This is a genomic window from Cribrihabitans marinus, assembly GCF_900109035.1.
In the GTDB taxonomy this organism is placed as follows: Bacteria; Pseudomonadota; Alphaproteobacteria; order Rhodobacterales; family Rhodobacteraceae; genus Cribrihabitans; species Cribrihabitans marinus.
Window position 1 is genome coordinate 381358 of sequence record NZ_FNYD01000002.1, and the last position, 12699, is coordinate 394056.

Annotated in this window: 11 protein-coding genes; 6 read left to right on the forward strand and 5 right to left on the reverse strand. The window is 65.2% G+C overall.

The features are described from left to right. Positions 1-16 precede the first annotated feature (16 nt). Both BMX57_RS04325 and BMX57_RS04330 read left to right on the forward strand, forming a co-directional pair. A complete protein-coding gene (locus tag BMX57_RS04325; RefSeq protein ID WP_092362872.1) occupies positions 17-1588 on the forward strand; it encodes a Re/Si-specific NAD(P)(+) transhydrogenase subunit alpha in 1572 nt (523 codons plus the stop codon). A gap of 10 nt (positions 1589-1598) precedes the next feature. Continuing rightward, a complete protein-coding gene (locus BMX57_RS04330) occupies positions 1599-3041 on the forward strand; it encodes an NAD(P)(+) transhydrogenase (Re/Si-specific) subunit beta (RefSeq protein ID WP_092362874.1) in 1443 nt (480 codons plus the stop codon). A gap of 54 nt (positions 3042-3095) precedes the next feature. Here BMX57_RS04330 and BMX57_RS04335 read toward each other — a convergent pair whose 3' ends face one another. Continuing rightward, positions 3096-3770 (reverse strand): GntR family transcriptional regulator, encoded by a 675-nt coding sequence (locus tag BMX57_RS04335; RefSeq protein WP_092362876.1) that lies wholly within the window; start codon positions 3768-3770, stop codon positions 3096-3098. Between the two features lie 129 nt (positions 3771-3899). On the opposite strand from BMX57_RS04335, the gene BMX57_RS04340 reads away from it, so the two are divergent. The 3 genes from BMX57_RS04340 (at position 3900) to BMX57_RS04350 (ending at position 7438) form a co-directional block, all read left to right on the forward strand. Then, positions 3900-4598 carry an aspartate/glutamate racemase family protein gene (locus BMX57_RS04340; protein WP_092362878.1) on the forward strand — a complete coding sequence of 233 codons (699 nt, stop codon included), beginning with the start codon at positions 3900-3902 and terminating at the stop codon, positions 4596-4598. Positions 4599-4622: 24 nt separating this feature from the next. Continuing rightward, the gene (locus BMX57_RS04345; protein WP_092362880.1) at positions 4623-6002 is read left to right on the forward strand and encodes an NCS1 family transporter; all 1380 of its coding nucleotides are present in this window, start codon (positions 4623-4625) and stop codon (positions 6000-6002) included. Between the two features lie 155 nt (positions 6003-6157). After that, on the forward strand, positions 6158-7438 hold the full coding sequence (locus tag BMX57_RS04350; protein WP_092362882.1) for a DUF3422 family protein: 1281 nt from the start codon (positions 6158-6160) through the stop codon (positions 7436-7438). An 8-nt stretch (positions 7439-7446) separates the two neighbouring features. Here BMX57_RS04350 and BMX57_RS04355 read toward each other — a convergent pair whose 3' ends face one another. Then, positions 7447-8076: an NAD(P)-dependent oxidoreductase gene (locus BMX57_RS04355; RefSeq protein WP_092362883.1), complete on the reverse strand. Its 630-nt coding sequence runs from the start codon at positions 8074-8076 to the stop codon at positions 7447-7449. Positions 8077-8155: 79 nt separating this feature from the next. On the opposite strand from BMX57_RS04355, the gene BMX57_RS04360 reads away from it, so the two are divergent. After that, positions 8156-8758, forward strand: coding sequence for a TetR/AcrR family transcriptional regulator (locus BMX57_RS04360; RefSeq protein ID WP_092362885.1), 603 nt, complete (start codon positions 8156-8158; stop codon positions 8756-8758). Between the two features lie 12 nt (positions 8759-8770). Here the strand turns inward: BMX57_RS04360 and BMX57_RS04365 are convergent, their stop codons facing one another. The 3 genes from BMX57_RS04365 to BMX57_RS04375 form a co-directional block, all read right to left on the reverse strand. Further along, complete coding sequence (locus BMX57_RS04365) at positions 8771-9745, reverse strand: ABC transporter permease (RefSeq protein WP_092362887.1); 975 nt, start codon at positions 9743-9745, stop codon at positions 8771-8773. Beyond that, positions 9738-10745 (reverse strand): ABC transporter permease, encoded by a 1008-nt coding sequence (locus BMX57_RS04370; RefSeq protein ID WP_092362889.1) that lies wholly within the window; start codon positions 10743-10745, stop codon positions 9738-9740. Before BMX57_RS04370 ends, BMX57_RS04365 begins: the two co-directional genes overlap by 8 nt. A gap of 94 nt (positions 10746-10839) precedes the next feature. Next, positions 10840-12549 (reverse strand): peptide ABC transporter substrate-binding protein, encoded by a 1710-nt coding sequence (locus BMX57_RS04375; RefSeq protein ID WP_092362891.1) that lies wholly within the window; start codon positions 12547-12549, stop codon positions 10840-10842. Positions 12550-12699 lie beyond the last annotated feature (150 nt).

Genomic DNA, 12699 nt, shown 5'->3' on the forward strand with positions numbered 1-12699 from the left:
AGAGGGGACCCGAAAGGTGAAGATCGGCACACCGAAGGAAATACTCGAGGGCGAGGCGCGCGTCGCGATGACGCCGGATTCGGCCAAGCAGTTGCAGAAACTGGGTTATGATTGCGTGATCGAAACCGGCGCGGGTGCGGCGGCGGGCTTTTCCGATGCCACCTACAAGGAGGCGGGAGTCGAGATCGTCAAGACCGCCGCGGCGCTCTGGAAGGCGGCCGACATCATCGCCAAGGTCCGAATCCCGACCGAAACCGAGCTCAAGCGGCTGACCAGGGACAAGACGCTGATCTCGTTCTTCAATCCCGGTGCCAACGAGGACGGCCTGGAACTGGCCAAGTCCAAGGGCGCGAACGTGATCGCCATGGAGATGGTGCCGCGCATCAGCCGGGCGCAGAAGATGGACGCGCTCAGCTCGATGGCCAATATCGCGGGCTACCGCGCGGTGATCGAGGCGGGCAACAATTTCGGCCGCTTCTTCACCGGGCAGGTGACGGCGGCGGGCAAGGTTCCGCCGGCGAAAGTCCTGATCGTGGGTGCCGGCGTGGCGGGGCTGGCCGCTATCGGCACCTCGACCTCGCTGGGTGCTATGACCTATGCCTTCGACGTGCGCCCCGAAGTGGCCGAGCAGGTGGAATCGATGGGCGCCGAGTTCGTTTATCTGGATTTCGAGGAGCAGCAGCAGGACGGATCGGCCACCGGCGGCTATGCCAGCGTGTCCAGCCCCGAGTTCCGCGAGGCGCAGCTGGCCAAGTTCCGTGAACTGGCCCCCGAGATGGACATCGTCATCACAACGGCGCTGATCCCCAACCGCGAGGCGCCCGAACTGTGGACCGAGGACATGGTGAAGGCCATGAAGCCCGGCAGCGTGATCGTCGATCTGGCCGCCGAGAAGGGCGGCAACTGCAAGCTGACCGTGCCGGACGAGAAGATCGTGACCGACAACGGCGTGACCATCATCGGCTATACCGACTTCCCCAGCCGCATGGCGACGCAGTCCTCGACGCTCTATGCCACCAACATCCGTCACATGATGACCGACCTGACCCCCGACAAGGACGGTCAGATCAACCACAACATGGACGATGACGTGATCCGCGGCGCCACGGTGGCCTATCAGGGCGAGATCACCTTTCCGCCGCCGCCGCCCAAGGTGGCCGCGATCGCGGCCAAACCGCAGGAAAAGCCCAAGGAGCTGACGCCGGAAGAGCGCAAGGCCAAGGAGCTGGCCGAGTTCAAGGCGCAGACCAAGAGCCAGGTGACGATGCTGACGGCGGGCGGCCTTGCGCTGCTGCTCGTGGGTGCGGTGGCGCCGGCAAGCTTCATGTCGCATTTCATCGTTTTCGTGCTGGCCGTGTTCGTGGGCTTCCAGGTGATCTGGAATGTCAGCCACAGCCTGCACACGCCGCTGATGGCGATCACCAACGCGATCTCGTCGATCATCATCGTTGGCGCCTTGATGCAGATCGGGTCGGGCAATTGGCTGGTCCTGCTCCTGGCCGCGCTGTCGGTGCTGATGGCCGGGGTCAACATATTCGGCGGCTTCCTGGTGACGCGCCGGATGCTGGCCATGTTCCAGAAATCGTAAGGAGGGGATGATGGATTTCGGATTCACCACCGCAGCCTATGTGGTCGCCGCCATTCTGTTCATCCTCGCCCTGGGCGGGCTGAGCGGGCAGGAAAGCGCGAAACGGGCCGTATGGTATGGCATCGTCGGCATGGCGCTTGCCGTCATCGCCACCCTGATGGGCCCCGGTTCGGGCAACTGGTTCCTGTCGCTGCTGCTGGTCGGCATCGGCGGCGCCGCCGGCTGGGTCATTGCCCAGCGGGTGCAGATGACGGAAATGCCGCAGCTTGTGGCCGCCATGCACTCGCTGGTCGGCCTGGCCGCGGTCTTCGTGGGCTTCAACGCCCAGATCGAGCTGGCGCGCGTCACCCGTGCGCTGCGCGACAACACCGGAGAGGTGTTTCGCGGCTTTGCCGAGGTTCTGACCCACAAGACGCCGGCCGAGCTGAACATGCTGCAGATCGAGGTCGTTCTGGGCGTGTTCATCGGCGCGGTGACCTTCACCGGCTCGGTCGTGGCCTTCGGCAAGCTGGCCGGCAAGATCGACGGCAAGCCTTCGCAGCTGCCCGGCGGGCACATGCTGAACGCCGCCGCCGCTGCGGGCTCGCTGCTGCTGGCGATCCTCTACGTGGCGGGCGCCGGGCCGGCGATGCTGTGGCTGATCGTGATCACCCTGCTGGCGCTCTTCATCGGCTATCACCTGATCATGGGCATCGGCGGGGCGGACATGCCGGTCGTGGTGTCGATGCTCAACAGCTACTCGGGCTGGGCCGCCGCCGCCATCGGCTTCACCCTCGGCAACGACCTGCTGATCGTGGTGGGTGCCCTGGTCGGCTCGTCCGGTGCGATCCTCAGCTATATCATGTGCAAGGCGATGAACCGGCATTTCGTCAGCGTGATCCTGGGCGGCTTCGGCGGCACCTCGGGCCCGCAGATGGAGGTCGACGGCGAGATGGTCGCGATCGAGGCCGATGGTGTCGCCGCGGCGCTGAACGAGGCCGACAGCGTGATCATCGTGCCCGGCTACGGCATGGCGGTGGCGCAGGCCCAGGGCGCGGTGAGCGATCTGGTCAAGAAGCTGCGCGCGCAGGGCAAGGATGTGCGGTTCGCCATCCACCCGGTCGCCGGTCGTCTGCCGGGGCACATGAACGTGCTGCTGGCCGAGGCCAAGGTGCCCTATGACATCGTGATGGAGATGGACGAGATCAACGACGATTTCCCGTCCACCGACGTGGCCATCGTGATCGGCTCGAACGACATCGTGAACCCGGCAGCCCAGGACGACCCCAACAGCCCCATCGCCGGGATGCCGGTGCTGGAGGTGTGGAAGGCCAAGCAGGTATTCGTCAGCAAGCGCGGGCAGGGCACCGGCTATTCCGGGATCGAGAACCCGCTGTTCTTCAAGGAGAACACGCGGATGTTCTACGGCGATGCCAAGGCCAGCCTGGACAAGCTGCTGCCGCAGATCGACTGATCCTGCCGGCCACGACCCAAGCAAAGGGCGCCCCCGAGGCGCCCTTTCGCCGTTCTAGCCTCCGGCCGCCAGGATCGACGACAGGATGTCCGTCTGCGGCCGGGTCTCGCGGAACTCAATGCCCTGTTCGATATGCCGCAGGTGCCGGTCGAGCAGTTCCAGGGCCTCGGTTTCGTTCCCCTCTGCAATGGCGTCGACGATCCGGGCGTGTTCGTCATCGGCGCAGAGCGTGCCGCCGCTGCCGTAAAGGCCGATGATCAGCGAGGTGCGCATCGTCAGCTCGTCAAGGTAATGCGCCAGCACCGCGTTGCGGCCGATCTGCGCCAACAGAAGGTGAAATCCGCGCGACAGGCGAATCGCCCGCGGCCGGTTTCCGCCCTGCCGGGCGGTCTGTTCCTCGGCCAGATGGGTCCGCAGCCGGTCGATATCGGCCGGGGTCGCGTTGCGAACCGCGTTGCGCCCGATGGTCGTCTCGATGGCGCGGCGGGCCTGAAACACGTCCCGTGCCTCTTCCGGGGTCGGAGTGGCCACGAAGGCGCCGCGATTGGGCTTGTGCTCGACCACGCGATGCGCGGCCAGCGTGGCAAGCGCGCGGCGTACATGCGCGCGGTTGCAGGAAAAAAAGTCGCTCAGCGCCTGTTCGGCCAGCTTGGTGCCGGCACGCAGGCGCTGGTCCGCGATGGCGTCGAGAATGTGCTCGACAATGATGTCTTCCTGCGGCCGATCCATGACGGAAACCTAAGCCGCCGGGGCATTGCCTACAACAGATTCCGGGTCAAATAAAAAATATCAAAAATTGTTCTAACAGATTGTTAACAATTTGTGGTATCAAGATCTCGCCAAAACGAGGATGCCGAAATGAAGCTTGTTGTGATCAATCCAAACTCGACCCAAAGCATGACGGACAAGATCCTTGCCTCTGCGCAGGCCGCCGCGGCGGCCGGGTGCCAGGTCGAGGGTCGCACCGCGCATGGCGCGCCGGCCTCGATCGAGGGGCATTTCGACGAGGTGATGTGCGCGCCCAACCTGCTGCGCGAGGTCCGTGCGGCCGAAGAGGCCGCGGCCGACGCCATCGTCGTTGCCTGTTTCGACGATCCCGCCATCGGCGCCTGCCGCGAGCTCGCAACCGGACCGGTGATCGGGATCTGCGAAGCAGGGATCAAGGCCGCATCGATGATCGCCACATCGTTTTCGGTGGTGACGACTCTGCCGCGCACCGTCCCGGTGATCGAGGAACTGGTGCGCAAATACGGGCTGGACCACCAGTGCCGCAAGGTTCGCTCGGCGACGATCCCGGTGCTGGCCCTGGAGGAACCCGGTTCGAACGCGCGCCTGCTGGTCCGCGACGAGATCCTGCGCGCGATCGAGGAGGACCGCTGCGAGGCGGTGGTCCTGGGCTGCGCGGGCATGTCCGACCTGACTGGGTGGCTGAGCGCGGAAACCGGGATCCCGGTGATCGACGGCGTGACCGTCGCCACAAAATTCGCCGAGGCGCTGGTTGGCGCCGGGCTGAAGACAAGCAAGATCGGCGCTTATGCCGTTCCGAATTCAAAGTAACATGGCCGAATGGAGGAGGAGACCATGACCATCACGGACACCGCCGGAACATCCCCGGAGGCGGGGGCGCATCACGCGCCCGAGATCATCGACCACAAGGGCATCGGAGAGGAATCGCTCGCCCCGCAGGAAACCCGGATCATGGATCCCTGGTCCTACCTGTTCGCCTGGCTGGGCGGCTGCGTTTCGATCGGCACCTTCACCATCGGTTCCGGCCTGGTCGGAACGCTGAATCTGCTGCAGGTCTTCCTGGCCATCGCCATCGGCTGCACGGTGATCGGGCTGGCGCTGATGATCAACGGGCGGGCCGGGCACAAATACGGCATCCCCTTCATGGTGCAGGCGCGCTCGGCCTTCGGCTTCACCGGCACACGGATCCCGGCGCTGGTCCGCTCGGTGCCCGCGATCGTCTGGTTCGGTTTCCAGAGCTGGATCGGCGCGGGGGCCTTGAACCTGGTGTCGGAAACCCTGTTTGGCTATTCCAACATCTGGGTCTTCTTCATCGGCTTCCAGTTCCTGCAGATCCTTCTGTCGGTGCTGGGGTTCCACGGCATCAAGTGGCTCGAGAATATCGGCTCGGTCTTCATCATCGCGTCGCTGGTCTACATGTTCGTCAGCGTGATCGGCAAATATGGCGAAGAGATCTCGGCCAACCTGATCAATGTCGAGGGCACCTGGGGCGCACCGTTCTGGGGTGCGACCATGCTGTTCCTCGGAATCTACTCGACCATGATGCTCAACGTGTCCGACTACTCCCGCGAATTGCGGCACGAGGTCGGCCCGGTGCGGCAGGTGGCGATCTATGCGAACTCGATCCTGCCGGCGACCCTGTTCATGGGGCTGATCGGCCTGATGGTGTCGGGCGCCACCGGCGAGGTCGATCCGATCAAGGTGTTCTCGAACGCCGTGGACAACAAGCCGCTGCTGATCATCACGCTGCTTTTCATCGCGTTCGCCCAGGTGACGACCAATATCCTCAACAACGTGGTGCCGCCGGCCTATGCACTGATGGACGTGTTCAAGCTGCCGTTCAAGACCTCGGCCGTGGTGGTCGGCCTGCTGGCCTTCGCGACCTTCCCCTGGGAACTGGTCAAGGATGAATCCGCCGCGGGTCTCAGCCTGTTCATCCAGACCTACAGCGCCTTTCTGGGCCCGATCTTTGCGATCCTGGTGGTGGACTACTACGTGCTTCGCCGGCAGGAGTTGGACCTCGACAAGCTCTATGATGTCGACGGTCCGTATCGCGGGATGAACCCGGCCGCGCTGATTGCGATGGCCATCGGCGTGGTGGCGGCACTGACCTTCTCGGCGGTCAGCTGGTATGCCAGCCTGCTCCCCGCCGGTCTCAGCTATTACCTGCTGATGCTCTACCTTCCGTCGGCGCGCCGGTTCCGCGAGGGCTGAACCGGACCCTTGCAGACAGGGCGGGCCGTTCGCGGCCCGCCTGTTCGCTTTTTTTGGCCTGTATACCTTGGTATTCCAATAAGCATTTGATTTGAAATGGGAATTGCGGTTTCCCGCGGGTTGTCTATAGTGACACGAACCGCAAGGAGCCGCCGATGCCGCCGATCCAGGACCACCCGCTGCGTTATGCCTTGGCCAACGAGCTGCATGCGCGTCCCTTTCCGTCGGCGCCGGCCCCGGGCACCGTGGTCTATCTGGCGATCAAGCATCCCGAGGGCAGCGCCGAGGAGAAACATGCCGCCGAACGCGCGCATCTGCTTGACCTGCTCGACCGACACGGCACGGCACATCCGGCGCCCGGCGCGACGCATTTCTCGGGCCGGATCGGCCGGCACCGGCTGAAATGGGAAAGCCACACCGAGTTCTCCAGCTACACGGCGATCAGCGACGGGGTCGGAGAGCGGGCCTTCGATCCGGTCGAGTTCCAGGTCTTCCCCGAGGACTGGCTGGCCGCCGCGCCGGGGTTGCGGGTGACGTCGGCCTCGGTGCGCGTGGTGAACCGCGGCTCGGACGACGAGGTGCGCGCGGCGCTGGCCGACTGGTTCGTGCCCGAAAGCCTGGCCGTGGCGTGTGTGCTGGACGATGCGGCGGTTGCGGCGGCGGATTTCCGGATCGATCCGGCCGGGCACATGCGGTTTGCCCTGTTCGTCGCCGCCGGCACCGGCAAGCGCCGCGTGGGCCGGATCGTGCAGCGCCTGTGCGAGATCGAGACCTACAAGGCGATGTCGATGCTGGGCTTTGCCCATTGCAAGGACCTGTCGCCGCAGATCGGTTCGCTGGACCGGCAGCTGACGCTGCTCATGTCCGAAATGTCGGGCGAGGCGGCCCCGGCCGAGGTGACGCTGCCCAAGCTGTTGTCGACCTCCTCGGAGCTGGAGACGATCGCCGCCCGGGCCTCGTTCCGGTTCGGCGCCACCGGGGCCTATGAGGCGTTGGTGAACCAGCGCATCTCGGTGCTGCGCGAAGAGCGGTTCGAGGGGCGCCAGACCTTCGCGGAATTCATGATGCGCCGCTACGAGCCGGCAATGCGAACGGTAAAATCGACCGAGCGCCGGCTGCAGAGCCTGTCGGATCGGGCCATCCGCGGCGCCGAGCTGTTGCGGACCAAGGTCGATGTGGAACGCAGCGCCCAGAACCAGGCGCTGCTGGAGAGCATGGACCGGCGGGCCGACCTTGCCCTGCGGTTGCAGCACACGGTCGAGGGCCTGTCGGTGGTGGCGATCAGCTACTACGCCGTGTCGCTGGCGGGATATCTGCTGGGCCCGGCGGCCGGTGCCGCCGGGATGAGCAAGGGCATGCTGCTGGCGCTTCTGACGTTGCCGGTCGTCCTTCTGGTCTGGCTGGGCGTGCGGCAGGTGCGCCGGCGCCTGGAATAGGCGGCACCTCAGTCCGAGATTGCCACCGCCCGCTGCAGATAGGTCGCATCGCCCAGCTGGCGGGTCAGAAACCCGGCCACGTCGGCGCGCGAGATCTTGAGCGACAGCTTGCGGAAGGCGGGGCCGAACCCTTCCTTGTACCGCGACAGGGCCGGCCCGTCGGTGAAGGCGCTGGGCCGCACGATGGTCCAGTTCAGGCCGCTGGCGCGGACAAGCTGCTCCTGCAACTCGTGATCCAGGAAGACGGGGCGCAGGAGCAGGCCGAACATGATGCGTTTCCAGAAGAAGTTGAGGTTGGACCAGCTTTCATGCGCGCCCAGTGTGGACTGGCAGATCAGGCGGCGAACCCCGGTGGCCTGCATGGCGCGGATGATCGTCAGCGTCCCGCGCGAGCGGATCGTGCTGCGCCGCGACGCGCCGGCGCCCAGTGCGATGACGACGGCGTCGTGCCCGCGGACGGCCTCTTCGACCCGTGCGGCGTCCAGCGCGTCACCCTGGGCCAGGGTCAGGTGCGCGGACCGCAGCGGCAGGTTTTCGGGATGGCGCGCGAACGCCGTCACGTCGTGGCCGGCCTCCAGCATCTGGGCTGTGGCCAGGCGGCCCACGGTTCCCGTGGCTCCGAATACGATGACTTTCATGGGTATTTCCTTTCCGGTGAGTGAACGGCTTTACACGATGTCAAGTTGACAGCGTGTCAATTAGCTGCATCTTGACATCATGTCAAGTCCCTCATCCCCCCCGGCCGATACCCGCACCCGGATCCTGCAGGAGACATGGCGCCTGCTCGAGCAGGGCGCGGGCAAACCGGTTCGCATGTCCGACATCGCCAAGGCGGCCGGGATCAGCCGGCAGGCTCTGTATCTCCACTTTCCCGGCCGCACGGATCTTCTGGTGGCCACCACAAGGTATCTGGACGAGGTCAAGGACGTGGATGCACGGCTTGCCGCCAGCCGGGCCGCGACACGCGGGCTGGACCGGCTGGACGCCTTTGTCGCGGCCTGGTCCGACTACATTCCGGAGATCGCCGGGGTCGGTCGGGCGCTGATCGCGATGCGCGACAGCGATGCCGAGGCGCGTGCCGCCTGGGATGGCCGGATGCAGGCGCTGCGTGAAGGTTGCGCGGCGGCCGTGGCCGCGCTGGCCCGGGATGGCGATCTGTTGCCGGCGCTGACCGAGGACGAGGCGACCGATCTCTTGTGGACGCTTCTGGCACTGCACAACTGGGAACAGCTTGTCCGCGGCTGCGGCTGGTCGCAGGCACGGTTTGTCGGCACGATGCAGCGCCTGGCGCGACAGGCGCTGGTGGTGCGGCCGGACTGACGGCCGGTCCGGTCAGCGACCGCGGATGCGCGGGTCGAGCGCGTCGCGCAGACCGTCACCGAGGTAGTTCACGCTCAGAACCGTCAGCGAGATCGCCATGCCGGGCCAGAACACCCGTTCCGGATATTGCTGCAGGTAGTCGGTGGCGTCGAACAGCAGCCGACCCCAGGTCGGGAAATCGGGCGGGAATCCGAGGCCCAGGAAGCTGAGCGCGCTTTCGGTGATGATCGCCGTGGCGATGCCCAGCGTGGCCGAGACCATGATCGGCGACAGCACGTTGGGCAGGATGTGGCGGGTGATGATGCGGGTATTCGTCGTGCCGATGGAACGCGCCGCCAGAACGAACTCGCGTTCCTTTAGCGCCAGAACGTCACCGCGCACGATGCGCGCCGTGGGCATCCACGAGGTGATGCCGATCGAGGCCACGATCAGGATGAAGATCCCCTGTTCCAGCCCGAAGGCCGCGTTCAGCGGCTCGCGGAACAACAGCATCATCACCAGCAGGAGCGGCAGCAGCGGCAGCGCAAGGAAAAGGTCCGTCAGCCTCATGAGCGGCCCGTCCAGCCGCCGGAAGAACCCGGCGACAACCCCGATGAACGAGCCCAGGATCAGCGCCAGCAGCATCGCGGTGATGCCCACCGAGACCGAGGTCTGCCCCCCCGCCATCATCCGGGCCAGCATGTCGCGGCCCAGCTGGTCGGTGCCGAAGGGGTGCGCAAGGCTCGGCCCCTCGTTGCGGGCGCGGATGTTGATCTTGGTCGGGTCGATGTCCCAGACGAACGGTCCCAGATAGACCGAGGCGACGATCGCCACGAACAGGATGCCGCCGATCAGCGCGCCGCGATGGGTCTTGAACTGGTCCCAGACATCCAGCCACTGGCTGCGCGGGGGCTGGGTCAGCTCCTCCAGAGGGCCGGCGGCGCCGGGCAGGGCGGTCGAGGCGGGGGCAAGCCCCTCGTCGGGAACCAGGCGATCCTTGTCAGTCATAGCGGATCCTCGGGTCGAGTATGCCGTAGAGCACGTCGGCGATCAGGTTGAACAGCACGATCAGCACCGCGAAGATGAAGGTCAGCGTCTGCACCATCGGCAAGTCGTTGGCCTGGATCGCGCCGATCAGCAGCTGGCCGATGCCGTTCACCTTGAACACCTGCTCGGTGATGATGGCGCCGCCGAAGATGGCCGGAATGCCCAGGGCGATCACGGTGACGACCGGGATCATCGAGTTGCGCAGCACGTGCACCATGACGACCACATATTCGCTCATCCCCTTTGCGCGAGCGGTGCGCACGTAATCCTGGTTGAGATTGTCCAGCATCGAGGCGCGCATGAAGCGGCTGAGCTGGGCGGTGATCTGCAGGGCCAGCACCATCACCGGCATGATCATCTGTTGCAGCTGCTTGACGAAACTGTCCCAGCTGTCGACCACCAGCGTGGTGTCATAGATCGACGGGAACCAGCCCAGCTGCACCGAGAAGATCACGATCACCAGGACGCCAGAGAAGAACGGCGGCACCGAAAAGCCGACCATCGACACGAAGGTGCCCATCTGGTCGAACCAGGAATACTGGCGGTAGGCGGAATAGATGCCGATGGGCAGGGCGATGACGATGGCGACCACATAGGCTGTGCCCACCACCCACAGGGTCTGCGGCATGCGCTGGACGACGATGTCCATCACCGGCGAGCGGGTCTGCCAGGAGATCACGCGCAGATCGCCCTGCGAGAAACTGGTGCCGAGATAATGGTCGATCAGGACCTGCGGCTCGATCCAGAAGAACTGCACGATCCATTTCCAGAACCGGATGTGCATCGGTTCGCCCAGCCCCAGCGCCTCGCGCATCTTTTCCTTGACCTCGGGCGGCACCGTCAGCGGCACCTGGGCCATCGGATCGCCGGGGGCGAGTTCGAGCAGCAGGAAGATCACCAGGCTGATGAAGATGAGGGTCGGAACAGCCAGGATCAGACGTCGGATGGTAAAGGTCAGCATTCAGGCGCCTTTTCGTGCATCTTGGTCATGCGGCGGGATGCGAAAGACCGCGCCCCGAGGTCAATCGGGGCGCGGCCGGGTCAGGCTCGGAAACTCACGAGCCTTCCTTGCGGTACCAGTCCGCAGCGTTCCAAAGCTCGCTGTCCCAGACGTTCAGGATCACGCCGCCCAGGGTGTTGGCATGTGCCGACAGGCGCCCCCGGTGGACCAGCGGAATCATCCCGCCATTCTCGACCATGATGTCGTTCAGGCGCTTGGCGATCTCGGCCCGCGCCTCGGCGCCGGCGGTCTTGGTCAGTTCAGCATGCAGCGCGTCGAACTCCTCGTTGCAGAAGCGGCTGATGTTTTCGCCCTGCCACTGGGTCTCGGGGCGCGGGGCCTTGTCGCACAGGCCGTTGCCCAGATAGCTCTGCGGGTCGGTGCCGTTGAAGGTGTTGGCATACATCTCGACATCGGCATAGAACTTCTGGAACGTGTCCGGGCTGCCCGGATCGCCGCCGAAGAAGACGCTGGCGTTGATGTTGCGCAGTTCCGAGTCGACCCCGATCTCGCGCCACCACTCCTTGATCAGCGCCTGGAAGTCCTGGCGCACGGCGTTGGTCGAGGTCTGGTAGACCAGCTTCATCGGTTCGCCATCGGGCGTCTCGCGGATGCCGTCGCCGTTGGTGTCGGTATAGCCGGCCTCCTCGAGCATCGCCTTGGCGCCCTCGATGTCCTGCGTGTCACAGGTGAAGGTGTCGGAGTTCACCGCGGCAGGCGCGGGCACCCAGTTGCAGGTGACCTTGCCGGCCTGGCCATAGCCGATCTCGACCAGCAGCGGCCGGTCGATGGCCATCGACAACGCCTTGTAGACGGCGGGATCCTTCAGGAACGGGTGCGGATGCTTGGCGGTCGACCGCTCGCCCTCGGGCAGGTCGGGCGAGGCATCGGTCTGGTTGAGCATGATGCGCTCGACCAGCGGGCCGAAGCCGGCCACGGGCGTTCCCTTGCCGCCTTCCTGCATCTGCGCGATGACGTCGGGCGCCAGCTGCAGGTTCCAGGCATAGTCGAACTCGCCGGTTTCCATCACCGCGCGGCCCGCGGCGGTGGCGTCGCCGCCGCCCTTGAACAACACCTTGGCAAAGGCCGGCTTGTCGGGATCGCGATAGTTGGGGTTGGCCGACATGGTGATCACGTCGTTGGGCTTGAACTCGTCCACCACGAACGGGCCGGTGCCGATCGGGTTGAAGTTCTGTTCGGTGCATTCCGGGGCCCTGGCGCCCAGGCAGTCGGCAAACTGGGCCGCCTGGATGATCGGGCTCTCGGCGCCGACGAAGGGGCCATAGGGGAACGGAGTCGGCTTCTCGAACGTGACCTTGACGGTCTGCTCATCCGGCGTCTCGACCGAGGTGACGCCTTCGAACTTGGTCAGCTGCGCGCAGCCGCCTTCGGGATGCATGCAGTAATCGGCGGTGAACTTGACATCCGCCGAGGTGAAGGGCGTGCCGTCCGACCAGACCAGGCCGGGCGTGATCTTCCAGGCGATCGAGGTCAGATCCTCGCTCACGCCGCCGTTTTCGACGGTGGGGATCTCTTCGACCAGCCAGGGCACCAGATTGCCGTCCTGGTCGTAGCGGGCAAGCGGTTCGATCACCAGCGAGGAGGACTCGCTTTCCTTGGTGCCGCCCGACAGGAACGGGTTGAGGATCGACGGTGCCTGCCAGTAGATGATGCTGACCTGGCCGTCGGATCCGCGCTCGGCCTGGGCCACGGGCGCCAGAGCTGCGCCGGCGATGGCGCCGAGCAGGATTGTCTTGATTTTCATTTTTCACTCCTTGTTGGACATCTGAATGTCTCGTTCTTTTTCCGCGTTTCCGCGGCTTGGATGTGTTCCGGCGGTCCGGGGCAACTTATTGAAAGCAAACGCGGAACGATGTCGGCATGTTACCTTGCATCTGTCCCTGGCCACCGATGA

Bases quoted from the DNA above. Each gene is read 5' to 3' on its own strand.
- BMX57_RS04330 (WP_092362874.1), top strand. From the start codon at position 1,599: ATGGATTTCGGATTCACCACCGCAGCCTATGTGGTCGCCGCCATTCTG.
- BMX57_RS04335 (WP_092362876.1), bottom strand. From the start codon at position 3,770: ATGGATCGGCCGCAGGAAGACATCATTGTCGAGCACATTCTCGACGCC.
- BMX57_RS04340 (WP_092362878.1), top strand. From the start codon at position 3,900: ATGAAGCTTGTTGTGATCAATCCAAACTCGACCCAAAGCATGACGGAC.
- BMX57_RS04345 (WP_092362880.1), top strand. From the start codon at position 4,623: ATGACCATCACGGACACCGCCGGAACATCCCCGGAGGCGGGGGCGCAT.
- BMX57_RS04350 (WP_092362882.1), top strand. From the start codon at position 6,158: ATGCCGCCGATCCAGGACCACCCGCTGCGTTATGCCTTGGCCAACGAG.
- BMX57_RS04355 (WP_092362883.1), bottom strand. From the start codon at position 8,076: ATGAAAGTCATCGTATTCGGAGCCACGGGAACCGTGGGCCGCCTGGCC.
- BMX57_RS04360 (WP_092362885.1), top strand. From the start codon at position 8,156: ATGTCAAGTCCCTCATCCCCCCCGGCCGATACCCGCACCCGGATCCTG.
- BMX57_RS04365 (WP_092362887.1), bottom strand. From the start codon at position 9,745: ATGACTGACAAGGATCGCCTGGTTCCCGACGAGGGGCTTGCCCCCGCC.
- BMX57_RS04370 (WP_092362889.1), bottom strand. From the start codon at position 10,745: ATGCTGACCTTTACCATCCGACGTCTGATCCTGGCTGTTCCGACCCTC.
- BMX57_RS04375 (WP_092362891.1), bottom strand. From the start codon at position 12,549: ATGAAAATCAAGACAATCCTGCTCGGCGCCATCGCCGGCGCAGCTCTG.